Source organism: Alkaliphilus crotonatoxidans (genome assembly GCF_054658015.1).
Genome location: NZ_BAAHXS010000006.1, coordinates 313,740 through 338,673, shown reverse-complemented (window position 1 = coordinate 338,673; position 24,934 = coordinate 313,740). Strand labels below are relative to the sequence as shown.

General features: G+C 42.5%; 21 protein-coding genes. 1 reads left to right on the top strand and 20 read right to left on the bottom strand.

Annotated features, from left to right (window positions below):
• Positions 1 to 38: 38 nt before the first annotated feature.
• From ACYQ1I_RS13650 to ACYQ1I_RS13640, 3 genes are all read right to left on the bottom strand, one after another.
• Complete coding sequence (locus ACYQ1I_RS13650; protein ID WP_459766230.1) at positions 39 to 1,148, bottom strand: TMEM165/GDT1 family protein; 1,110 nt, start codon at positions 1,146 to 1,148, stop codon at positions 39 to 41.
• A gap of 281 nt (positions 1,149 to 1,429) precedes the next feature.
• Positions 1,430 to 2,791 carry an MATE family efflux transporter gene (locus ACYQ1I_RS13645; protein ID WP_459766228.1) on the bottom strand — a complete coding sequence of 454 codons (1,362 nt, stop codon included), beginning with the start codon at positions 2,789 to 2,791 and terminating at the stop codon, positions 1,430 to 1,432.
• An 89-nt stretch (positions 2,792 to 2,880) separates the two neighbouring features.
• On the bottom strand, positions 2,881 to 4,254 hold the full coding sequence (locus ACYQ1I_RS13640; protein WP_459766226.1) for an MATE family efflux transporter: 1,374 nt from the start codon (positions 4,252 to 4,254) through the stop codon (positions 2,881 to 2,883).
• Positions 4,255 to 4,420: 166 nt separating this feature from the next.
• Here ACYQ1I_RS13640 and ACYQ1I_RS13635 point away from each other — a divergent pair, with 166 nt between their 5' ends.
• Positions 4,421 to 5,182 carry an NRDE family protein gene (locus ACYQ1I_RS13635; protein ID WP_459766224.1) on the top strand — a complete coding sequence of 254 codons (762 nt, stop codon included), beginning with the start codon at positions 4,421 to 4,423 and terminating at the stop codon, positions 5,180 to 5,182.
• Between the two features lie 50 nt (positions 5,183 to 5,232).
• On the opposite strand, the gene ACYQ1I_RS13630 is transcribed toward ACYQ1I_RS13635, so the two are convergent.
• The 17 genes from ACYQ1I_RS13630 to ACYQ1I_RS13550 all read right to left on the bottom strand — a co-directional run bounded on the left by ACYQ1I_RS13630 (position 5,233) and on the right by ACYQ1I_RS13550 (position 24,931).
• On the bottom strand, positions 5,233 to 7,242 hold the full coding sequence (locus tag ACYQ1I_RS13630; RefSeq protein ID WP_459766222.1) for a S9 family peptidase: 2,010 nt from the start codon (positions 7,240 to 7,242) through the stop codon (positions 5,233 to 5,235).
• Between the two features lie 175 nt (positions 7,243 to 7,417).
• On the bottom strand, positions 7,418 to 8,770 hold the full coding sequence (locus ACYQ1I_RS13625; protein WP_459766220.1) for an FtsW/RodA/SpoVE family cell cycle protein: 1,353 nt from the start codon (positions 8,768 to 8,770) through the stop codon (positions 7,418 to 7,420).
• The gene (locus ACYQ1I_RS13620; protein WP_459766218.1) at positions 8,763 to 9,101 is read right to left on the bottom strand and encodes a PadR family transcriptional regulator; all 339 of its coding nucleotides are present in this window, start codon (positions 9,099 to 9,101) and stop codon (positions 8,763 to 8,765) included. The genes ACYQ1I_RS13625 and ACYQ1I_RS13620 overlap by 8 nt, the downstream gene beginning before the upstream one ends.
• Positions 9,102 to 9,183: 82 nt before the next feature.
• Positions 9,184 to 10,059 (bottom strand): NAD-dependent epimerase/dehydratase family protein, encoded by an 876-nt coding sequence (locus ACYQ1I_RS13615; protein ID WP_459766216.1) that lies wholly within the window; start codon positions 10,057 to 10,059, stop codon positions 9,184 to 9,186.
• Between the two features lie 16 nt (positions 10,060 to 10,075).
• Positions 10,076 to 10,711, bottom strand: coding sequence for a PIG-L deacetylase family protein (locus tag ACYQ1I_RS13610; protein WP_459766214.1), 636 nt, complete (start codon positions 10,709 to 10,711; stop codon positions 10,076 to 10,078).
• A gap of 47 nt (positions 10,712 to 10,758) precedes the next feature.
• On the bottom strand, positions 10,759 to 11,688 hold the full coding sequence (locus ACYQ1I_RS13605) for a GNAT family N-acetyltransferase (RefSeq protein WP_459766212.1): 930 nt from the start codon (positions 11,686 to 11,688) through the stop codon (positions 10,759 to 10,761).
• Between the two features lie 26 nt (positions 11,689 to 11,714).
• Positions 11,715 to 12,413: an ABC transporter ATP-binding protein gene (locus tag ACYQ1I_RS13600; RefSeq protein WP_459766210.1), complete on the bottom strand. Its 699-nt coding sequence runs from the start codon at positions 12,411 to 12,413 to the stop codon at positions 11,715 to 11,717.
• Between the two features lie 18 nt (positions 12,414 to 12,431).
• Positions 12,432 to 13,244: an outer membrane lipoprotein-sorting protein gene (locus ACYQ1I_RS13595; RefSeq protein ID WP_459766208.1), complete on the bottom strand. Its 813-nt coding sequence runs from the start codon at positions 13,242 to 13,244 to the stop codon at positions 12,432 to 12,434.
• Positions 13,245 to 13,265: 21 nt separating this feature from the next.
• Positions 13,266 to 16,205, bottom strand: coding sequence for an ABC transporter permease (locus tag ACYQ1I_RS13590; protein ID WP_459766206.1), 2,940 nt, complete (start codon positions 16,203 to 16,205; stop codon positions 13,266 to 13,268).
• 50 nt (positions 16,206 to 16,255) lie between these two features.
• Entirely contained in the window at positions 16,256 to 16,978 is a 723-nt protein-coding gene (locus ACYQ1I_RS13585; RefSeq protein ID WP_459766204.1) for a 4'-phosphopantetheinyl transferase family protein, read from the bottom strand.
• Complete coding sequence (locus ACYQ1I_RS13580) at positions 16,929 to 18,155, bottom strand: glycosyltransferase (RefSeq protein ID WP_459766202.1); 1,227 nt, start codon at positions 18,153 to 18,155, stop codon at positions 16,929 to 16,931. Before ACYQ1I_RS13580 ends, ACYQ1I_RS13585 begins: the two co-directional genes overlap by 50 nt.
• A complete protein-coding gene (locus ACYQ1I_RS13575) occupies positions 18,133 to 18,906 on the bottom strand; it encodes a sugar phosphate nucleotidyltransferase (protein WP_459766200.1) in 774 nt (257 codons plus the stop codon). The genes ACYQ1I_RS13580 and ACYQ1I_RS13575 overlap by 23 nt, the downstream gene beginning before the upstream one ends.
• 33 nt (positions 18,907 to 18,939) lie before the next feature.
• Positions 18,940 to 19,950, bottom strand: a complete 1,011-nt coding sequence (gene rfbB / locus ACYQ1I_RS13570) for a dTDP-glucose 4,6-dehydratase (protein ID WP_459766198.1) — start codon at positions 19,948 to 19,950, stop codon at positions 18,940 to 18,942.
• A gap of 14 nt (positions 19,951 to 19,964) precedes the next feature.
• Positions 19,965 to 21,185, bottom strand: a complete 1,221-nt coding sequence (locus ACYQ1I_RS13565) for a beta-ketoacyl-[acyl-carrier-protein] synthase family protein (RefSeq protein WP_459766196.1) — start codon at positions 21,183 to 21,185, stop codon at positions 19,965 to 19,967.
• A gap of 27 nt (positions 21,186 to 21,212) precedes the next feature.
• Complete coding sequence (locus ACYQ1I_RS13560) at positions 21,213 to 22,376, bottom strand: 3-hydroxyacyl-CoA dehydrogenase family protein (RefSeq protein ID WP_459766194.1); 1,164 nt, start codon at positions 22,374 to 22,376, stop codon at positions 21,213 to 21,215.
• 4 nt (positions 22,377 to 22,380) lie between these two features.
• Positions 22,381 to 23,790 (bottom strand): B12-binding domain-containing radical SAM protein, encoded by a 1,410-nt coding sequence (locus tag ACYQ1I_RS13555; RefSeq protein ID WP_459766192.1) that lies wholly within the window; start codon positions 23,788 to 23,790, stop codon positions 22,381 to 22,383.
• Positions 23,791 to 23,812: 22 nt separating this feature from the next.
• Positions 23,813 to 24,931, bottom strand: coding sequence for a 3-oxoacyl-ACP synthase III family protein (locus tag ACYQ1I_RS13550; RefSeq protein WP_459766190.1), 1,119 nt, complete (start codon positions 24,929 to 24,931; stop codon positions 23,813 to 23,815).
• Positions 24,932 to 24,934: the final 3 nt, after the last annotated feature.

The following is a 24,934-nucleotide window of genomic DNA, read 5'->3' as shown; positions in this document are numbered from 1 at the left end:
ATACCGATTTCTTAAGAATTATACAAGGGCAGTGAAAATTATTTTAATGAATTGACCTCTAAATCGGTAAAGAAATTGGGATCTCTTTTCTTAATTTCATTATAATATTTTCCTCGATTCCCTTCATACGGAAGATTTTCACCAAAGACCATATTTTCTAATATTTTCCTTGTTTGATTACCTACACAATTTTGCTGGTGGTCGCTGCACTGTAAACAGACTTCAAGGGTCTCAACCAGACTTTCCTTTAATCCTGTAATCTCCTGCTTATTAATTTGGCAACAGGGAATTTCCCATTCCCCTTCCACTAAATAGGCCTCTTTAGCGTGGGCTTCCTGTAACAGCCTTTTTAGAAGCTCAATGGCGCCTTGGGCCTTAAGACATGCCTTATCCTCGATGTTGCTAAAGGTAATATTATCAAGGGATCGGGTAATTCTTTGGGTATTAATATATAATTGTGAGGCCGCTCTTTTATAGGGAGTCTCCTTCCTTCTGGAAATACCAAGGGCTCTATTGACTAAAACTGCCACTATTAAAATTAAAAACACAAAAAATATCGTAACTGAATAGTAGTTTATGTATTGGGCAGGAATTGTATCCTTTAATCCCATTACACCGAAAATGAGAAATATCATGGCAGCACCAAGCTTTAAGGCAATTTCCGGAATCCGCTTTCCTAAACGGCTGCCAATTATAATTCCAATGGCACTGGTAAAGACCATTCCCGTAACTGTCCCTAACAAAATGCAAAGAGGATAATTGGCGCTGGTAGACAGGGTAATGGCGGTTAGTTGGGTCTTGTCCCCCAATTCACCTATAAAAAAGGCCATGGCCACCGTCATAATAGGCCCAAAACCTCTGTTCGTTGCGTTTTCTTCCTCTTCCTCTTCAATTTTCAATGTCCACAGCCCAAAAACGATAAAGGCAATGGCAGCAATCAATTGAATGGCATCAATGGGTATGAATTGGGTCAGATAGTTTCCTAAAACCACTGCAATACCATGATTCAGCAGGGAACCAATCAAAACCCCCACCAATACTTTTTTTAACGGATATTTCGCAGCAAAGGCCATGGCTAAAAGCTGAGTTTTATCGCCCATTTCTGCCATAAATATAAAGAAAAAGCCCCTTATTATTTCATATAACATGTCTCCTTACTCCTCCTTTGAAATCATTTTATAAAATAAAAAAAGCGAAACCTTTATGTTCAGTAAACCTGTTTTGGCTTACTCAACGTAAAAGTCTCGCTCCTTTAGATCATTCTAAAGTGGATAGCACCAGACCCGAGGTCAGTATGTTGACACTATCCGCAGCTTGCTGCAGCTACTCCCTTTTAGCAGTTAGTACCGAAATACAAATTATATTCTACCATAGGCTTTGGCTGTTGTCAATTGAGAATTACAAAAACCTTCCATGACAACAGCCGACCTTAAATAAATTCTACTACATTTTTTACCCACTTTTTAGATAAAACCCTTGGTATGCCAAATAAAGCCTTGACCACCTCTTCACAGGATACCATGGCCACTACCAAATAGACCGGCAGCTTTAAAAAATGTGCCCCTAAAAAGGCCATGGGCACTCCAAATAGCCATATACTGCACATTTCTAACATCAATGAAAAAGTGGTATCGCCGCCACTTCGTAAAATACCGATCACCAAAATGGTGTTAAAGATTTTAGCACAGATAAAAAGGGACATCACCTGCAAGATGTTTTTTGCATTTTCATAAACTGTAGGTGAAATATTATAGAAGCTGAGAATTAACGGGGCAGAAAGAAATAGCATTATTCCCAGGCCAATCCCAATGACAGGCCCCACCACAGAAAATCTAAAGGCATATTCAACGGCCTTCTCCTCCTCCTTAGCCCCAATAATATTACCGATCATAACAGCACAGGCATTTCCCAGTCCCATTGCCACCACCATAAAAACGCTTTGAACCGTATTGGCTATTTGTACAGCAGCAATGGCCTCGGTACTAATTCGAGCATAGGCTATGGAATACATGGTGGTTCCCAGGGACCAAAGCCCCTCATTTAAAATTACCGGCAGGCCGGTTTTAATATATCTGCGGAAAAGGGAAAAGTTAATATTAAACATTTCTCTGAAGGTTCCACCAATGACCATCCGCTGACCATAGATAATAGTTAGCAACAGGGTAGTTTCAATAATTCTGGCCAACAGGGTGGCAAGGGCCGCCCCCCTTACACCCATCATGGGGAATCCTAGCTTTCCAAATATCAAAATATAATTAAAGATGGCATTACTTAACACAGAAACAGCACTAACAAACATCGGCAGTTTGGCCTGGCCAATGCTTCTTGCCGTAAAGGAAAAGGAAAATCCCACAGCCGTTACAAAATAGCTAAAGCAAATAATTCTTAAATATTGACTTCCTAAGTTGATTACCTCTGTATCGTTGGTAAAAATCTGAAGAATTCGATGTGGAACCATAAAGGCACCAATTCCGAAGATTACACTTAATGATCCTCCCATTATCAAGGTTATGCCTATAATTCGCTTAATATTGGCAGTATCATTTTTCCCCCAAAACTGAGAGGTGAAAATGGCAGCGCCGCTATTGATGCCAAAAAGTAATAAAACAAAAATAAAGAAGTATTGATTGGCAAGGCCAACTGCGGCGATCTCAATCTCTCCCAATCTGCCAATCATTACAGTATCGATCATATTTAAAGACGAGGTAATCAGATTTTGAAGGGCAATCGGGAGGGCGATGGCCAACATTGTTCGATAAAAAACCTTGTCCTTCCAGTTTAATTTCTGCATTCAATCACTCCTAGACTGCCGTTATGGCTTATCCTATTTATTATACACGATTACTTGCCTTAATAAAATAATTAAAAGGATAAGTTATTTTATACACGCATTGTCTCCCACTTTCCTATTCTATAGGCGATTAGTATCACCATCATTTCAACAAAGTTAGATACCCCAAAGCTTACCCAAACCCATTCCACAGGGTACTTTAAAATGTTGACCACTAAAAATAACAGTGGAATCTGGGCTCCCCACCTTCCTGCAACGCTTGAAACTAAATAGGGGACATTATACCCTGATCCTGAAAAAACGCTTCCCAAGCCCATCATAACACTGGACATCATAAGACTTGGTATAATAATTCTCATCATGGGAATACCCACTTCGATTACCGATGCCTCAGTGATAAAAATACTCATTATTTGAGAGGGAAAGAAAAAAGCTATAATTGATAAAGCAAACATAAGGAGCACCCCATAGGCTGAAGCATATTTGGCTGTACTTCTGGCCCGCTGAAGATTTTCACTGCCCAAGCATTGGCCTACAATGGTACTGCTTCCCATGGAAAGCCCGATGAGGGGCATAAAGGCGAAATTAAAGAGACGGTTGCCGATTCCCATGGCCGCTACCGCATCGGTGCCATAGAAGGTAACAAATTTCAAGGTAAATATTCCCACCAGATTCCTTGATAGCGCCTCTGCTCCCGAGGGTAAGCCAATGGTAATTAGTTTTTTATCAATTTCAAAATTTAACTTTAGCAGTCTTTTTATATTGATCTTTACCTTGGTTTTGTTAGATAAGATAAAGCCAAAGCCCACCAGGAAGGTTACTGAAACGGAAATAACCGTTGCCAGGGCGGCGCCAAATACCCCCAGACCAAAGCCTGGAATCCTTGTGCCTGGAATAACGTCAAACATTAAAATCGGATCAAGTACAATATTTAAGACAGCAGCAATAATCATAATAATCATTGGTTTTTTGGCATCCCCTACACAGCGAAAGGCAGTGTTTACCGTATAGGAGGAAAACATAACGGGTAGAAAAAAGATTCGTATGTAACCATATTCCAGGGCTGCATGAAAGACCGTTGCTTCCTGAGTAAAAAAACCCAGTAGGGGTTTGAAAATAACAGAAAAAATTACCCCGGCAATAACAGCCACCAGAGCCTTAAAGGTAAGGGTTTGTTCAATACAAAGGCTGGTTCTATCCTCATCTCCCTTTCCATAGCTTTGAGAGATCAGGGAGATAGAGCTGGTTCCTATCACTTCATTTAGAACATTGACAATCCAAAACATTGTTGAAAAAATTGTAACCCCCGCCACGGCATCGGCAGATATTCTGCCAATCCAAACCATATCAACCAGATCGTAGAGCATTTGAAAGGCAAAGCCCAGCATAGTGGGTAATGCAATGGAAAATAATTTACTTGAGATGCTCCCCTCAAGCAGATTCGAAGCTGCACTTTTCTCCATAAAAAACCTCCTCACCCTTATCTGTAATCTAATGTAATCTGTATTTTACTCTAGTGCTTGCTTAAAGCAGCGGAATAAAGAAAATACTTTTTATTCTTGTGTAAATTATGTTACCATTTTAATAATAAACTTCAAAGCTCTTTACTATATTAACGAGGTGAAAAACATGTGTACATTGGTTTTTGCATATAAAGTACATCCCCGGTATGACTTGATTTTTTTAGGTAATCGGGATGAGTTTAAAAACAGGCCCACCGAGTCCGCCCACTTCTGGCAATCGAACCCCTCTATTTTAGCCGGAATTGATCTGGAAAAGGGGGGCACCTGGACAGGAATCACCCGACAGGGACGAATGGCCTTTATCACCAATCATCGAAATTTTTCCCTTTCATCTGTTTCTAAGCTTTCGAGAGGATATCTGACCCGTGATTTTTTAGCAGGTAATACCGATTCCCTGGATTATCTAAAGAATCTCGAGCAGCAAAGACGGGAATATGCTCCTTACAATTTAATTGTAGGAACCCTGGCACAGCTATGGTTCTATTCCAATATAGAAGATCAAATTCGTCTCCTTCCCGCTGGACTTTACGGCCTAAGCAACGGCTTTTTAGACACCCCCTGGCCCAAGGTAATCAAAGCTAAGAGCAGGCTGGCTCAGCTAATAACCGCTGAATTCACCCTCGACCAGCTATTTTCTATTTTAGCTGATACGGAACAGGCCCCTGATGAAGCATTGCCCGATACAGGCACCACCTTGGAATTGGAGCGAATGCTTTCCAGTATTCATATTGATAGCCCTAATTACGGAACAAGGTTTAAAACCATTATTTTAATTGATAAGTCGGGAAGGGTTGAATTTCATGAGGCGTCTTTAGATGAACAGAGACAATGGAAGCGGTCATCCTTTCAATTTCAACTGGAACAGTAGTCCTTTATAAAGGGGCAGCACCCATAACAGGTTTTGCTGCCCCTTTCCTTCTATTCCCTTAAATATTGGTTAAACCAGCTGGTTATCTCCTCAAGTCTTCGAATTCGATGCTTGGGCTTTCCGCTTCGGCTCAGCTCATGGTTTTCTCCCCTGAAAATACATAGCCTGGAATCCACACCGTGGTACTTTAAGGCCGTAAACATTTGATAGGCTTCGGTAATCCAGCATCGATAGTCCTCATCGGAATGAATAAAGAGGGTCGGTGTCTTTACCTGATCGGCATATTTCAACGGCGAATGCCACCATAACTTATCATGATTATTCCAAGGGGTAGCACCCTGCTGGTCATCCACGAAATAAAATCCGATGTCTGTCGTACCGAACTTAGAAATCCAGTTTGAAATGCTTCGTTGGGATACCGCTGCCTTGAATCTGTCAGTATGACCGATGATCCAGTTGGTCATAAAGCCTCCATAGGAGCCCCCTGTTACACCTACCCTGCTTTCATCTATATTGGGGTATTGCTTTAGGACCTCGTCGGTAAATTTCATGATGTCGTCATAGTCAACAGTACCATATTTACCCCTTATATCGGAAAAATCATTCCCCCTGCCGTCGCTCCCCCTTGGGTTGCAGAAAAAGACAAAGTAGCCCTCGTTAGCCCAGTATTGCATCTCGTGGTAGAAGACCTCTCCATAGACGGTCTTCGGCCCCCCATGAATATCCAGTATTGCAGGATATTTCTTTGATTCATCATAATCCACAGGCAGCATTACCCAACCTTCAATATAAAAACCTGAAACGACCTCCACCTTAAGGGGCTGGGGAACAGACAGCTTAACCGATTCACCAAGCCATTGATTAAAGCTGGTTAACCTAATCTCTTGCCCTTCTTTCAATCGATATATCTCCTGGAGCCTTAATCCCCGTAGGGCAACAAACAAAATTTCCTTTCCCTTGACAGCAAAGCCATCTACTGACCCCTTTTCATGGGTAAGCTGCTCTATCGTACCCTCCATTAAATGAATCCTGTTCAAATAGGCGCTGTCGTTAACGGTACTAACAAAATATAAATAATCACCATCAATTTGATAGGGCTTAAAGGTACCATAACGGCAATCCGACCCGACACTGCCATAGAGGCTTATATCCAGCGTAGGTGTTATACAGGTGATTTCATTGGTGGACAGGTCAATTTGATAAAATTTTCGATTTTCATTAATACCATAGTCCTTCATCTCGGTTCCAATAAAAATTAATCTATTGTCATTTATTAGGGTGCCATAGGCACAGGAAAAACGACCTTCCTTCAACAGCTCGGTGGTCTTTCCCGTTTCTAAATCATATAGTGAAATCCCATTGGTTCGTGAAGAAACCCCTTGAAAGCCCTGGGTAAAATAGACCACTTTATTTGTTTCCTTGTTGAGGCTAAAGGACACAACACTATCCTTTTCCTTAGATAGCACCTGGTATTGTTTAGTTTTTAAATCATATGTATATATTCTATTTCTTTTTTGATTGGTATAACCCTTTCCGTTGCTCCAAAAAGGAATTTCATCGATCACCTCATAATCCTGCTCCTCCTGGCGTTTTTTCAGCGCCCTGGCACGATCCTCCTGGCTTAGGATACTTAAATCCTCTTCCCCTGGTCCATCAATGGCAGTAAATACAAAGGTACCTTCCTTTGCCTCGTCAATTTCAGTCACCTTTAGAGGAATGCTGAAATATTTTTGGGCTTCTCCCCCTTCTGCATTGATTCGATAAAACTGTGTAAAATTCTCTCCCTCTGCCTTTCTATTTTGATCCTTTTCCTCTCGTATGCTTGAAAAGAGAATGTGCCTGCCATCTGCCAGCCACAGTAAGCTTGATTCCCTATTAAAGCTGGTTAGCTGCATCGATTGACTATTCTGAAAATCATATAACCAGAGATTGGAATCATAGTTATTTTCCTCAACATTGGCTTTGTGGACTGCAAAGCAGGCGTACCTGGCATCAGTCGACAATTCGATGCCAGACAAAAATCTGTACTCGGTAAACTCATCTAACTTTAACTTCCTCATAGAACTCCCCCATTTCTTTATGTCTATTTAATTTAGAATATCTACCTATATTTTATCAAAATAAAAACCATATGTACAAAAATTATTATTTTTAATAATATTCTAAACTTTAATTTTTTCAAAATAAAACAGGGTAACGATTTAATCAAATATCGTTTCCCTGTTAAAATGCTGATTATATCCTTGATCCAGCGCTAATCCCAGCAGGTAAAATATCCTTCCTTCGATAGATTCCCAGCAGCAGTCCGATTAAAGCCATATTCATGGTGAAATTTCCTCCCCCATAGGAAATAAAGGGCAATGAAAAGGAGGTAATGGGGAACAATGAAAGGTTCATCAATAGATTTGCCATTGCCTGCAAGGTAAATACAGTCACCACAGCACTGGCCCCATATCTGCCAAAGGGGTGGTGAATTTTTTTAGCGGCCAAAAACATTCTTCCGATGACCAGGCTAATGACAATCAGCATAAAAATCCCCGCGAGCCATCCAAAGGCCCCCACCAGGTAAGTAAAGACAAATTCAGAGTCCATCGAGGATAGGGAAAAGGTAATTTTCCCGAAGGCATTTTGATGATAAAGGGCCTGACTGCTCCCCAAAAGCCTGGCTTCCCTTAAAATTTCCTTTACTATAGTGTACTGATAAGCATAGCTCTCTGGATAGGACCTGAAATACAAAAACGTTGTCAACCGCAGCCAGCGAATATATGAGGATTTTAAGTATAATAGCCCACCCAATGCCCCTGTGCCATAGATACCGATTAAATATAAAAGGCGATTGCCCTTAAAGCTTTTATCCAAAATAGAGATAGTTAACATAATTAAAATACCACCACTTAATAAAATAGCATTGGGGAGGGTGGAATGGATGAAGGATAAAATAATTGCCAGGCCCCCTAGGCCCACTAACTTTAACATCCCCAACAACTCCCCTGTTCCCCATCTTCTTAGGAGCCCTGCATAGGAAATCAGTAGAACCGGCAAGGTAATGGTCACCATTGATATGGTAAAGCTACCCGATACAAATACAGCATCACCATTCACACTATAGGGAGATGCGCCTATGCCGATAAATAAAAATAGCAGCGTTGCGCAAAATATTTTTAGGGCATACTTTTCGATCAAGGTATAATCAAAATAATAGCAGCCCAGAAAGGCCCCTAACCCTACCAGGGTGTAGAAAAAATACCGTTTGCTGAAATAATCAAAGGGAAGCTGATAGGCAGGGTCCCTGGCGATAGAGAATAAAATGCCGCCCCCCATTAACACTAGGGTACCGACTAAAATAATAATGGACCATTCCACTTTGGGCTGATGGGTTTTGTGGAGATCCCTTCCAATGGCCACCGGGTCTCCCATTTGCTTAATGGCCCTATGGGCCGCTTCTTCCTCCGACATGCCCCTTTCAAGGCAGTCCTCCATTATTTCGTCAATATGACCCATTAGCTCCTGAGCCAGCTCCCGGTGAATCTTTTTATACTTAACCTGCCGGCAGACGGTTTCTATAAATTGACTGATCGCACTATTCAAGACAGGCACCCCCTATGACATGCTTTACCCCTTTACTAAATAGCTGCCATTCAGCCTCCTTTTCCTTAAGGAGCTTTTTTCCCTGGGGGGTAATTTGATAATACTTTCTTTTCCTGGCAGATGTGGTGTCCTCCCAATAGGATACAATCATTCCCTGGCTTTCCAATGTATGAAGGATGGGATACAGGGTTCCCTCCTTCAAAGTAAAGATTTTTTCCGACCGGGCCTCCAGCTCTTTAATCATTTGATAGCCATACATGTCACCGGTGCTAAGCAAGTTTAAAACCAGCATGGTGGTGCTTCCCTTGATTAGCTCCTTACTAATCTTCATTTTAATACCTCCTATATCTATGTATTGTATATCTATATATTAATTGATTTAATGAAGATTGTCAAAAAAAAATTGAGCCAAATTAGCTCAAAATGTGTTTTGCATAATCCATGATAATTTTCTCGATGGTATCCTTGGCCTCCCAGCCCAGCAGCTCCTTGGCCTGGTCTGACCTGATTTCTGAAAAAACTTCCTCATGAAGATTAGAGCAAATTAAGTTTGATGGCGAGCTACATAGGTCAATAATATTTTTCGCCACCGTTCTTATCTCCATGCTGTCGTCATTTGCTAGATTCAAAACTCCGCTGACCAAGGGCCCCTTTAATATGACTTTAAGGACCCGTGACAGGTCTTTAATAGATAAAAGCTGAATTCTTCGGTTTTGAGGAACAAAAACCTCAATGGGCTCTCCCTTAACTGCCCTGGAAAAGAAGTAAGGAATAATCGCCTTGTTCTCTTGCTTTACTCCTGTTATATTTACCGGCCGAAGGATCAGTAGCTTTTCCCGGGCAATTTTCATTTGACATAGCTCTTCAGCCTCTTTTTTAGAACGCTCATAGAAGGATTTGGGGGCCAGGGGAGATGCTTCTGTAATATACCCCCCTTGCCTTTCGTATAGATTAGCTGTAGAAAACAAGATGAACCTTTCAAAGTAACAGCTGTTAATTACATTTTCCGTCCCCTCTACATTAATGGATTTAAAAGCTTCATAGGCAAAATCACTGTTTATGTTGGTCTGATTCAATGCCGCCAGATGAATAATTGCATCTACCTTAAGGGAGAGTTGGAAGGGTATGGTAATATCCTGGGCGTAATATTCCTTTATCTTGCTTAAGCTTCCCTGATATTCCTGGCCCAGGCCTAAAGCGTAAATTTCGTATTCCGCTGGGTTTAATTCTTCAATCAGGCTTTGACCAATGAATCCATTGGCACCGGTTATTAATATACGCTTTTTCATTTACGGTCACCTTCGACTATGTTATTTCCCGATAAAGGGTATAGGCTTCGGCATAATTGGTGTTGATTTCTGCTCCCCGGTACATGGCTACCCGCCTAATGGTTTCCATATTCCTGGTCTGTACATGGTTTTCTGTCGTATATAAGGAAAGGGCCTTTAGCTTTGATTCAATATATTCATCAATATCTATATAATAGTTGGGTATGAAGCTTCGAGTAGACCCAAAGACCTCGTAGAACAGCACCTTTTTTAAAAAGGGTGCCTTGGAGGGTCGACACCATACCATTGAAGCCTCGTGAACAATTCGATGGTCTGAATTGATGTCATCCTTGGAATGGGTATAGATGATTTGGGGTTTAATTTTAAAAATTACTTCTTCCAGAGCGGTTACAATTTCCAATTGGGGAATGGTATCCAGCATAATAATGGGAAAATCGTAAAAATAGATTTCTTTAATTCCCAATAATGCCCCTGCTCTTCTGGCGTGATCTCTGCGGGTTTCCACCAGCTCCTTTTCAGGATAACGAACAGAGGTTCCTCCACATATAAAGCAGATATAAACATTATGGCCTTCCCGTACATGCTTTGCAATAGCTCCCCCGCACCCAATCACTTCATCATCCAGATGGGTTGCTATAACTAAAATATCCATAATCGGTTCCATTCCTTTCTCAGTTCATTCTCATCCTTTTTTATGTATTAAAAAACCTCGTTATCTCCCAATACAATATGAATGGCCCCGCCTAAATCAACATCCTCTCTGGTTTGGGGCTGAATAGCAATTAGGTGGTTGGTTTCCTTACTTTCTGTAAAGCCCTTCTCTAAAAATTTGTCACGATCAATACTTGACCCCCATACATTAATCAGCTCAAAGGGAGCCTCAAGGGTATCGGCCACCTCCAGTAATGAATTGAATACTGTCTTGTTACTTGCCTCTAAATCTACAATGTGGAGCCTGGCCATCGGTGCATAATATTTGTACACAACATAGCCCTGGGGCTCATCTTCCTCTAAATACATCAATATTTTGTAGTCTACCAGCGGCTTTTCAAGATACCGCCATTGAAAAAAAGCTTGATCTTTAATAACTGAAAAGGATCGTTTTTCAGCCAGACGATAGGATAATTCTTCGAGTTTTTTCCTATATTGAGGATAATTTTCCTTTGTTAAGGGACAGACCTTTTCCGGCAGCCTACCCTTTGACCGGGCCAGTATTTTCTTTTCTAGAAAATTAATTTCATTCAGGAAGGTCCAGCCTACCTTTTTATGGCCCGGTACCGCATTTTTGTTAGGAATACCAATGGCCATGGTAATCCCCTGGGCTGCGGCCTCCTTTAGGGCAAATTGACCCAATAGTGTAAAAAGCTTTTGCCCCTGATAATCAGGATGAACAAATACATTGTTACACAAGGCTCCTTTTTGAACCCTGCCATGAACCAGCATCCTTTGGTTTAACAGACAATAGCCGGCAGCCAATTGTCGCCCGTCAAAAACACCGTACATAATATTTTCTGGGTGAAGGAACAGCCAGCGGGCCATTTCCCTCGGCAGTTTCTGGCCAAAGGCGGCCTCCCAGGATTCAATAAATTGCTCCTTTTCCCACACAGCTGTAATTAATCGATAATCCATGAGTTTTCCCCCTCTCCTTGGTTCTTTTAGGGCCTTTCATAGCTTCCGCTGCCTTCATCAGCCACCCTTCCGTCTCGAATTTTAATTAGTCGATCTGCCTGCTTCATAATATCGGGGTCATGGGTTGCAATAATAAAGGTGGTCTTTTCATGCCTTTGAAGCTCCTTTAAAAGACTTAAAATGTTATTGGTATTGGCCGTATCTAAATTAGCCGTTGGTTCATCGGCCAGTACCACCTCGGGCTTGGTTACCAGGGCTCGGGCAATAGCCACCCGCTGCTGCTGGCCACCTGACAGCTCGTCGGGTCGATGCTCCAGGTACTGCTTGATTCCCACCGCTTCTGCCAGTTCCTCAATTCTGCGTCTTCGTTCCTCCTTGGGCACCTTATTGATCAGCATAGGAAAATCAATATTTTCATAGGCGGATAATATCGGTATCAGGTTAAAGTTTTGAAATATAAAGGCAATCCGTTCCTTACGAAAACGATGTAATTCCTTACTTTTTAACTGAGATACGTTTTTTCCGCTAAATATGATTTCACCCGAGGTGGGGGTGTCAATCAACCCCAATAGATTTAAAAAGGTTGATTTCCCTGATCCTGAGGGCCCGGCTACACATATATATTCTCCCTTTTCAATTTCAAGGTTTACATCATTTAAAGCATTCACTAGGTTCTTACCCATCTCATATTGTTTACTTAACTTTATAGTCTTGATTATATTCATTGGCCACCCTTCCTTTTATCAGTCTTTTCCCTCAAATTTTTCGTCAAGCCCTTCCCTTACAGCCCATATATTAAAAATGTCATCAGGGTATTCTATCAGTTCTTCCTTTAATATAGTAATAACACTGTACTTTCCAGGCTCATAGGGTGAAAAAAAGGTGTATCGCATCGGCTTTTCATATCCATTAACTTCCGTCACCTGGTCATACTCCACCGTTTTAATGTGCTTTTGGGTTTTTGAAAACAATTTAGCATAGATGGGATAATACCCCTCTTTATTAATTTTCATTTCAATTCCATGGTATGGCACCGATCTGCTGGTGGAAGTAAGGGCTATTGTCCAGGTTTCCTGATCCCTGTCAATAATCTGGCCTTCATAGTGATTGGAAATATTTAACCTCATCATATCACCATGGGCAATATCCGTTCCGCCAAAGGCCATGCTGGAAGGTACCTGCATAAATCGGTCTGAGCTGCGGTCATAGATCCAGATATCCTCCTTCAGCATTAAAATATCGGTGTTAACCCATCGGGAAGGTGATAAATAGCGCAGTAGAAGGTACTGGTTGTTATCCTTGGCCTTCATATTAATTAAATAGGTATCCCTTTTATCTTGATCAATTACCTCCATTTCAACCTGAAGCAGGGCATTGGGGTTCATTCTTCGGTCCATTTCCTTTAGTATTTCCGATACCTCCTGGTCTTGCCCGGGGTTCGCTTCAGCCTCTTGAGCTCCTTCCTTTGGGGTAATGCTTAGGGGCTGGGCCACCGCCCAGACACTGATCAATAACATAGAGATCAGACAAAGGAATACTCGAATGGTTGTTTTCATCTTAACACCTCCTCCAAAAATCTATTCTTCAATTTCCTGAAGTGCCGCTATGGGCGAAACCTTTAAGGAAGACCTTAAGGATACCAATGAGATCAGCAGCGTAATGAGTACGACACTCAATAAAAGGGTTAGTGCTGTAGAGAAATTAAACTGCATGTAAAAGGTGCTTCCCCCAAAGGCCAATTGTACCCCAGGATTGGTGGAGGATATTTTCAGGCTATTGATCAACTGCTGTATACCAAAGCCCAGCAGAATTCCCGTGATGGTGGATACTACATTAATCATTAATATTTCAGCTGTATAGATGCCAATCAGCAATGATTTTTCCGCTCCTATACAATAATAGGTACCAATTTCCTTTCTTCGGTCGAATAAATTGATTAAAATCATGTTAATGATCCCAATCATCACGAAGAAAATAACCAAATAGGTCAGGGCCGAAATCATCGTTCTGCCGGTGCCATAGAGCTGATCATCCTGCACATAAATATCATTAAAAGCATTGAATTCAATATCTAAATGGTTGGCATCGGCCCAAAAATTTAAATCCTTTACTCGACTGTCCACCGATTGGCCCCGCTTTAAATCAATGTTTAAAAAGTTCACCTCATCCGCAGTATAGCCTGAAACCCCGTTATAGCCCATTAAATCGGCAAAGACCAGGGTGGTGAAAAAGGGATTGTCGATTTTAGGCCGATAATAGCCTATGATTTTAAAATCCTCCGAAACGACATGATTAAATAGATCACTGCCTAAAACCGTTATTTCATCCCCCACACCGGCCTTTAGCTCCTCTTTATTAGCAATGTTCAGCAGCAGTACATTTTTATCCTCCGGTGTGATCATACGGCCCTCTACGATCTCCAGCCTGTCCTTCAGATAGGGCAGCATACTGGCATCTACTCCCCTGATGCTCAGATCCTTAAAGCGAAAGTCATTTAGATACAGATCCAGCACTACGGGAATGGTTTTGGCATAGACCGATTCAACATAATCTAAATCAAGCATGGCTTCCCGAAGGGCTTCGTGGTTTGTAACGGTCATTTCCTTTAAATCCTCGGAATTGGCATTAATTCTGCGTAAATCGGCATAGCCCTTTTGGGTGGCAACAATTTGAGACCTGGGATTATCCAGGGCCTGAAAGCCATTTCTAAAATTCGATACCCCACCGTCGCCAAAGGCCAGAAACAAATAGAGAATGGTGCTGACGGAGGTAAAAATGGCAAAGATAATGGTATTCCTTCTTCGGTTGGCAAAGACATTCCTCAGCCCCAGCTTAAACATTAGTGAAAATTGATTATTTACCTGTTTTAGGGGGCCTTCCTTGAAAGCTTTGCTGCTCTCTTTCTTTCTTTTACTTAGCTCACCCTTTAAAAGGGATACAATGCTTACATTCCTAAGCCTGGTAATAGGTACCAGGGGGGCCAGAAGCCCCGGTATGACAATTAACAGATAGGCCTGAATAAAATAGCTGGCCTTGAAAATAAAATACAGCTTACCCTGGGGAAAGAACACAATTCCCCCCAGCCCATTATTTGAAAGGTAATGTAATAAAAAGGCCATGGGAACCGTGGCCGCAAGCCACGCCACTGTCATGGTCAGGAGATTTTCTCCTAAAATCACCAGTATGTTTTCCAGGGGACTCATTCCCAGGGTGATGACCGTACCCATCTCCTTACGTCTCCTAATTAATGAAATGGTGACAATATAGGATACGAAGAATACTGATATGATTAGAAACAATAGTACCAATACCCTAAAAACCACCGATACCCCAATGGCAATGGGCATATGGGTTTTGTTTCCTATGTATTTGTAATCCACCACTTGATAATCCAAGCCCCGTTCTGCTATATAGGCTTCAAGCTTGGCCATTACCTGGGGGATATTTGCCTCGTCATAAAGTCGAATCAGATAGGCTGTGCAATCATCTGGGCTTACATCCAAATACTGTTGCAGCACCTCTAATTCAATGAAGTTATAACCATAAAACTCTGGAATTCCCTCAACATATCCTACAAATTCAATCGGTATCAAGGTGGGGGGCCTTGTATCGTCGGTAGACTCAACAAAAAGACCCATGGGCTTATTCAGGGCAATTGCCTCGGGTACCTCGGAAATTTCATCGGAATACAGGGCCTGAATCAATCTTTTATTCCAATTCTTTAATTCTGCCTCTTCATTAAAGCTAAGGGTTTGTAATTGTTCAATAACATATAGTAGATGAAACTGATTGCCCTCGGTGTACTGCTGGGGTATTTCCAAGTACAGCTGCGGTTTGGAAAGCCCCTGATTCAGAGCCTGGAGAAAGGCTTCGGTGCCTGACTCCCCGGAATAGCCTTGATTTTGAAATATTTCGGGAAAATCCCTGACTACCTGCTCCTTAAAATTCTCAAATTCTTGCCCGGCGACCTTAAAATCATCTTGGGTAAATTGATCAAGGTTTTGTATGATTTCATTCCTTTGCAGGGCCCACCTTAGAAAGGGTACCGAGGTCGAACCCGGAGCTGGAATTAAGTCTCCCCTGCCCTCAATGGTAACAATTCCCGGGAAAATTTTATTAAAATCCCTTCCCCTAACCCCAGTAACGGTTCCTCCCGACTGAATTTTTCCCTCCAGGGTATAAAATATCCCTCCCGTCTCTATGATGGGGGTGCCCAATTCTACCTCTGGTAGGGTGTTGACATACTGATTGAATTCATCGTCAATTGTCAGCAGGGTCAAGCCTTCCTTTTGTATTGAGGTAAAGGAGTCCTTCAGCCATACTGAATCGGGAGAATAGATATTAATATGAGCATTCCGGGCATCGATTCCCAATTGAACATATTCCTCATAAAAGCTATCCTGAAAGCTCAAGCTCAATATGGCCATCATAAAGCAAACCGCAAGCAGTATAAAAAACTTGATACCCCTTTTTTTATGTCTTGTAATTCCCCTAATGATTAATTTTAGATATAACATATTTACCCCCTTACTTAGCCTAATGCCAATCTGATGATGACTATTTTAAGCTATTGCTGTATCAATGCTGTGGCCATAATATAATCTCGATTGTTTTTTACCTTTATCTTAACAGGATATTTTTGCCCCTCTATTTTAATGCTATATTCTTCTTCAGAAGCAGTGGGGTCAATCCTTACACTGAAATTGGGAAAGCCAATCGAAAGGCCCAGACCTATGGCCTTACTAATGGCCTCCTTCTGTACCCATACCCGGTAAAAGGCCTCTAGTCGGCATTCTTTTTCAATGGATAGGTACTGCCTCCTCTCATTGGTGGAAAATACCGCCCCCATCAATGCTTCATGGTTAAGGCCTTCATTGATCTTCTCAATATCTACACCAATTTCTGCATTTTCGGCTACCCCAATCAACAAATACTCCTTTGAATGGGATAGGTTAAATCGAAGGCCTTCCTCACCAATTAAATAGGGCTTTCCATAACGGGTATAGCCATAGCTGACCTCCGAAGGCTTTCGTTTCAAAATATGAGCCAATAGAATCCTTGTTAAGGCCCTACGCAGGCCATAACGTTGCCTTCCGTCCCTTGTGTTGATTTTCTCATATTTAGCACGCTCCTGGGGAGTAAGATATTGGCCCAGTTGATCGTGCTGCCCCATAAAATCCTTTAGATTAATCAGCCAGGCCTGCTGCTTTTCTAAATAAACTGCTTTTTCCAGTAGAATTTTAACTGTGTTCTTCATTGACCCTGGATGGGAATAATCTAAATTCATCATTTAGTGCCTCCACCGCTTTTTCGTAGCCCATGGCATTTAAAAAGGATTGTCTATATCGATCAAGGCCTGCTTTCATTTCTTCATTTTGCAGCACCTGAATAATTTTCCTCCGAAGCCTTTCAACATTGATTTTTTTCTGTACATACACCGTTCCGCATTGACATTGCTCCACCAGCTTCCCATTGCTGACCTGCTCCGCCGTCAAGGGGCAAACCAGTAAAGGGGTCTTGTATAAAATGGCATCACTAATACTGTTAAATCCCCCATGGGAAATGAAAAGGGCCGATTCCTTCAATACCCTTCGATAATCCTCAAGGCTGAGATTGTCATAGATTTTCACATGGTCTGGAACCCTATCATAGCTGATTTTATTGTTTTTGGCTCCCCCAAAGGAAATTACCACCTCATAGCCTAAGCCCCTGGTGGCTTCGATGCAATCATCCCAGAAGGTATCGCTGAAGGCAATGGTGCCGAGGCTGATGAATATCTTATTTTTATTTTCTGGAATTTCACTGTCTTCCCGATAACTGGGCCCAATAAATTTTACATTTTCACCATATTCCTGACCGCCGGGATGAAATTCCCTGGAGGTCATAACAATTGAAAATTTACCCTGATGGGCCATTATTTCCTGGGGCTTGTCGGTAACGGCCCCATACTGGGCTTCAATACGCCTTCTAATTCGCTGGAACTTTAAGACATAGGGAAAATGCAGCAGGGCACTTTTTAAGAGCCCCAATGCAAAGGAGGGTGATTTTTTGATCACAACGGAATCTCCCATCAATGACGAGAAAAAATAGGCCATGGGAATGTCATAGGTTCTGGCGGCAATTTTACCCCAAATGGCCAGACTGTCACACAATATCAAATCTGGCTGCTCCCGCTCCACCTCCTCCATAAAAAAGGGCAGTATTTTTTCTGTTAAGGTATAAAATACATAAATAAAGGCGATGAATTCATGGAGTCGTTTATCCTCTGCCAGCTGATAATAATAGTCTTTAAACTCCCTGGGGTATGGCTTCAGCTGAATATTGTCAATTCCTTTAAATTTAGGGAAATAATCATCAAAGGTGTAATATATTAATTGAACTTCTTTTTTGGCCAGCTCCCTGCACATATTTAACTGGGGGTTAACATGGCCAGAGGCAGGAAAATTAACAAACATTATTTTCTTCAAGGATTTTCTCCTCCTTTTCCTGCTGTTCTAATTCCTCAAGCTCCCTCATCAGAATCGTTGCCTGGTAAAGCTGCTCAAAGGTTCCGGCATCGGTCCATTTTGATTGAAGCATGCCATAGGTAAGCTCCCCCCGTTGGGCATAAAGATTTAATACATCGGTGGTTTCATATTCATTTCTGGTGCTTTTCTTTAATTGCCACAGCAGTGAAAAAACCTCCGGCTTAAAGATCCAAAGCCCTGTATTGACATAATTAGAAAAGGGTACCTCGGGCTTTTCCACCAGCCGGGTGATTTTTTTCCCTTTAAATTCTACCACGCCATACTTACAGGGATTATCAACCCTGGTAATCAAGGTTTTGGCCTGAAACTCCTCTTGCTCGATTTCAAAATCATCCACAAAGCCCTTGATATTTTCAACCACAATATTATCTCCCAGAACCACAACAAAGTTATCGTCCTTTACAAACTCCTCTGCACATAGAAGGGCGGCACCGGTTCCTTCATTTCCCTCCTGAATGGCATAATGAATTTTTACCCCCCATTCCTTTCCAGTCTGCAGCAGCCTGAAAAAGTGGCCCAAGTATTCCCCCGAGGTTACAATTAAAATATCCTGTATTCCGATCTTTACCAAGGTTTCAATGGGGTAATAGATCATTGGCTTTTTATAGACCGGCAACAGATGCTTATTGGTCACCAGGGTTAAAGGATGAAGCCGCTTACCATGCCCCCCTGCTAAAATTACACCCCGCATAGATAACACCTCACTTGTATTTTTAAGTTTGAATTATGCTTTGCTGCCCCAGAAGCCGTGTATGTATCGTTTATCCAACTTTTCCTTGAGCTTTTTCCAATAGTCGGTATTAGCCACATACCAATCGACGGTTTTCCTTAACCCTTTTTTCAAATCATATTCAGGGCGCCACCCGGTGGCCTTTAGCTTGGACGTGTCAAGGCTGTACCGGAAGTCATGGCCTGGCCGGTCGGCCACATACTTAATTGCCTCGGGCCCTTTTCCAAGGTATTCTAAAATCATATGGGTCAGTTCCAGGTTTGTATATTCTTGATCGGCCCCAACATTATAGACCTCACCATTTTCCCCATACTGAATTAAATGGTAAATGGCACTGCAGTGATCATCCACATAAAGCCAATCTCTGATTTGGCTGCCAGAGCCGTAGAGGGGAACCTGAAGCCCCTCCAGCAGATTGGTGATAAAGAGGGGAATCACCTTCTCGGGGTAGGCCCAGGGCCCATAGTTGTTGGAGGCCCGGGTAATGATAACCGGCAAATCATAGGTGGCAAAGTAGCTATAGGCAAGCCTTTCTCCCCCGGCCTTTGAGGCAGAATAGGGGTTACGGGGCTTCAGCTCTGAGGCCTCATTGAAGCTACCGGTCAGGATTTGGCCATATACCTCATCGGTGGAGATTTGAATAAAGCGCTCCAGGCCGCCACGATTGGCCAGGGCATTTTCCAACAAAACATGAACCCCCAGCACATCGGTCTTTAAAAAGGATTGCTGGTCCTGAATGGAACGATCCACCGCCACCTCAGCAGCAAAGTTGACCACCACATTAACCCCTTCCATGGCTTTTTTGACGACCTGCTGATCACATATGTCGCCATGTATAAATTCAAAATCCTCTCTATTCATGAATTCCTCGAGATTATCCAGATTGCCTGAATAGGTCAGCTTATCTAAAACCCTTACCTTAACCTTTCCCTCATGCTGGTACAGATACCGCACAAAGTTTGAACCTATGAAGCCTGCTCCTCCGGTAATCAGATATTGTCTCATTTTCCTTCCTCCTTTTAGCCCTGGTATTTTTTATAAACAATGGTGGCATTATGTCCCCCAAAGCCAAAGGAATTGGAAAGGGCAGCACGAACTTCCTTTTCTCTGGACTGATTCGGAACATAGTCCAGATCTAATTCCGGGTCTGGATCAGTATAGTTGATGGTGGGGGTCAGGGTTGAACGATAGATGCTTGAAACCGTAATGATTCCCTCTATGACACCGGCGGCCCCAAGGGTATGTCCCAGCATTGATTTCGATGAGGAAATGGGAATTTCCTTGGCCCTTTCCCCGAAGCATTTTTTAATCCCCATGGTTTCGTACTTATCATTCAAAAAGGTTGAGGTACCATGGGCATTAATATAATCAATTTCCCCGGGAGCTACGCCTGCATTCTCCAGGGCCAGCTCCATGGTTGTAGCCATGCCTTCGCCATTTTCCTTGGGGGCGGTAATATCGGTGGCTTCACTGGTAATGGCATAGCCTGCCACCTCTCCATAGATGGTCGCTCCCCTTTGTCGGGCAATTTTTTCAGATTCCAGCACCATTACCCCTGCCCCTTCGCCCATGACAAAGCCATCTCTGGAAAGGGTAAAGGGTCTTGAGGCCTCCTGGGGCCTGTCATTTTTAACAGACATTGCCAAAATTTGATTAAAGCCTTTAATACATTCAGGCTCAATGTGGGAATCGGTTCCCCCTACGATTACAATATCGGCCATACCCGATTTGATCATTTGATGCCCTAAACCAATGGCATAGGCCGAGGATGCACAGGCAGTAGAAACGTTGAAATTTGGCCCCTTTAGCCCATATTTCAATGATATCCAGGCACTGGGTGCATTGGGCATAGATTTTACAATTATATTGGCATCGGATTGCTGCCGTTCCATTTCATTGTAGGAGGTAGTAATGACCCCCATAATAACTGCAATTTTTAACCGGTCATATTGTTCAAAATCAATGCCGCTCTGTTTGATGGCTTCATTGGCCGCCGCCAGGGCCATTCGTGTTGTTCTGGTCATTTGCTTTCGTTCCCGACGGGTGATTAGCTTTTCAGCATAGGCTTCAAATTCCCGGCTCACTTCAGCGGCAATTTGGGTTTCATGGCCTTCCGGATCAAAAAGGGTAATCCTTCCTACCCCCGATTGACCCTTCACCAATTGATTCCAGCTGGTTTCTAAATCAAGTCCCAGGGCAGTTACCATTCCCATCCCTGTTATGACTGTTCTATTACTCATGAATTTATCCCTCCTATGACTGATAAGTCAGAATGTTGAATTTTGGGAAAGGGCCAGCCCCTTAAGCCTTGATAAATCCTCAGGAAAATAAACTTCCTCTCCCAATTGTCGATGGCTTGTCAAAAGGGTTGACTTAATTTGCTCCTGGTCAAGCTCCTCTGCCATATCCATTGGTGATTTTATCAACCCAAAAACCTCCTGAACCGCATTATTTAGAGCTGCTGCTTCAATCTGATGACGTCTGGTTAAATAGGCCAGCTCATTTACGATCAGGGCTTTAAGCCTTAATACCAGATCAGCCTTATAGCGGCCGGGGTCGGCTATTGTCTTAAGAACGGGCGTATGCTCCCTTTCATAGGCCACCAAGCCCTTGTTGCCCGTTCCCCCGCTATAGCCCCCTTGAAGGAGTGCCAAGCCCTTTTCATATAACGGGCGATAGAGGCCATGGTACCGATCTTCCGTAAAATTTTCTATACTCCTTAAAATGATATTAATTCCGGTGGAATCAATAATTTCAAACAATCCGAAGGTTAAGAGGCTGTCCTTCAAAAGGGAATCTATTTCCTCGATGGCTAGATGCCCTTCCTGGTATATTCTATAGGCCTGGGTAATGACTGTGGTAAACATCCTGGTCAGCACCATATTGGCCTCAGGCTCCAGTACAAGGGGCGCCTTATTTACCCCTAATAACAGCTCCTTTACCAGATCCACATAAAAGTCCTCGGTTTCTTCCAGCTTATTGATTTCAACGGTTTGAATCACCTTGACAGGGTAAAAGAAGTGTAGTCCAATACATCGATTCTTTGTCTTTACCTGCTGAAAAACCACTGTCAGGGGGATCGAAGAGGTATTTGTTGCCAATACGCACTGGGGCTTTACTATAGCCTCCAGCCTTCTAAAGAGCTCCTGCTTAAGGTCTTTGTCCTCCCAAACCGACTCAATAACCAGATCACAATGCTTCAAGTCTTCATATGCCGCTGAAACCTGTAATTTCTCACGTTTTTCTTCATAGCCTGATTCATCTATGTATCCCCTTCGAAGAAGCTTTTTCAGCTGCTTTTCGATGGATGCCCTTAGGGGGGCTACGTCCTCCTGTCTTCTTAATACCAGTGTAAGCCGATGATCGTATTGAAGCAAATAATCCAATATATCCCTTCCCATCTTGCCTTTACCAATGATACCGATCTCCATATCCCTAACCCCTTCCTGCTGCCGCCTGATCCATATTCCCATAGATTGAAAAATATTTCTGGGCTGATCTTCCGCTTAGTCGGTACAGTGCTGTCACCCTGTCATAGAAGGCTCGCTCCGGTAGCTTGGTTTTCAATACTGCATTGGTTAAATTATAGTAGTCGTAATCCCGAATGACAATTTCATCCTGTAGCTCTTCCCACTGCTCTGTTCCAGGGAAGGGGGTAAGAATAGTAAAGCCTGAGTTGTAGATAGGGTTTTCCTCTACGAATCGTCCCACCCGTTCAAAATCTGCTTCATCATAATCAGGCCGAATAATATAGTTGCCGCTGACGTAAATGCCTGCCTCATTTAATATCTTCAATGCCTGTTGAATATTGGCTACTGTGTTATCCTTGCCATATTTAAGAAGCTCTTCGTCACTGGTGGCCTCTAAACCACAAATGGTTACCTTTAGTCCTGCTTTGGCAGCCAGTTCAATTAATTCAGGGTATCGAATGACCGTATCGGTCCTTACATCTGCTATGTAAAAGTGCTTATTAAGTCCTTCCTCAATAATTCTTGTAAATAGATGGCTGACCTTTCTAATATCGCCGAAGGTATTGGAATCGCAAAAACGAATAATAGGGTATTGATCCATCTCCTTCAGTTCAGCAATAATAGATTCCACCTCTCGGTGAAAATAACGGCCATCGGTCATCTGCCATAAATAACAAAAATTACATTTATGGGTACATCCCAAGGAAGTACTTAAATAATGAACCCGTTTATTCATATGGGGAATTCTGTAATCATAGTGATCGGTCAGGGCCCTATTAGGCGTTGCATTGTCCAACAGAAAATCCCTTTTGAATTCCTGAAAGCTGATTTGGGAAAGGGACCTGGTAAAGTAATAGCTGCTCCCTTGATTAATGGCCAGTCCCGGAATTTTAGAGTAATCTGCCAGCTTCCCCCTGGCCTTGAATTCCTGAATGACATGATAAAAGCTGGATTTACCCAGGCCAATGGCCAATAGATCAGCCTTGGATTCGTTAAAATCCTTGGGACAGGAGGTGGGATGAATTCCACCTACTATCGTAAGGATGTCAGGATTAACCTTTTTGACCAGCTCTAAAAGCTTCATCACCGAATTATACTGGGCCGTCAGGCAGGTAAAGCTGATCACATCGGGCTTAAAATCCTCCATTACCTGAAGCAGTCTGGCCACATGATCATAGTCAGCATCCTGATCTAGCTCTGCCTTTTGATCTAAAATGATGACATTTTCCTCTGGTACTACAGCCGCCAGCTCATTGAGGGCCAAGGGAGGCCCCACCAGCACCCTTCTGGCAATGGCTTTTTTTCCTTCTTCATCAGCATACTCAAACATTCTGAATTTATATGGAATGGGCGGGTTAACTAGTAATATGTTCATTTTTATCTCCTGCCTTATCTTGTTATTCTATGTACCGTATTGTAAATCCGGCCTGCATAAATTTGCTGACCTCCATTACAAAGCTAAATATTAAATCGCCATTTTGAAATTGTTCATTGCCCTTTAACAGTGTGTCAACTGATATGATTGCGGCGGGGGGCCCAGCATAGCCCACCTGTTCAATGGCACTATAAAATTGATCCATTTTGATATTTAATTCAGTACATTCATTCATAATATCCTCTCGAACAGCTCGGGAGGGCATATTAACAACAAAATACTTTAATTGAGACAGATCGATTTGCTGAGTATCAAGCATTCTCTTTAAGGCATTGTAGAAAATTGTTTTGTTATTTGCCTCCAGGGCAAATTCCTTCATTTCATTCAAATAGATCTGATTTACATGATGGGCCCCATTTTCGTAGTCTACCAGGGGATTATTCCAATGACTGGGGTAATTGTTGCACATGGCAGAACGCTTTTTCCCTCCGGCAGACTCAATATAGGTATTTTCTAAATAAAAGCCCTTCTGCTGCTGATCCACCGCCGAAAGAACAAAGGCCCCTGCGCCGTCACACAGGTACCAGCGTAAAAAGATATCCTCCTTGGTGACCTTTTCTTGATTATAAAATTCCGGTATAAAGCAGGAGCTCGCCACATGGGAGGATATGACCAGGGCATTTCGATACTCTCCTGATTTCAGCAGGCTATGGGCTACCTTGATGGCTTTATACACCGAGGTACAGTTGGAATGAATATGAAATTCTCCACAGATTTCTATTCCAAGGGCCTCTTGAATCCTTGTGGATAGGGGTGGCAGCTGATGGGAATAGGCACCACCAAAAATTAGCAGATCAATCTCCTTGGCCTCCAGGTTGGCATCCCTTAAGGCCGCCTGGGCTGCCTTAACCGACAGGCTCAGGTTATCCTCATCAAAGGTTCTAGTTTGACTATTAAAGGCATAATGGCAATACTCAATTCCCAGCATTTCCTTCATGATGGGCTGAATTCTTTCAGTCCATTTCTGAAGCTTCTGGGGGGCCTTGGTAAATTTACCTAAATAATCATTGATATCTTCAAATTTTATCGGATCACCGGGAAGATAAGCACTGGTACCCAATAATTTAACGTATTTTTCCATATA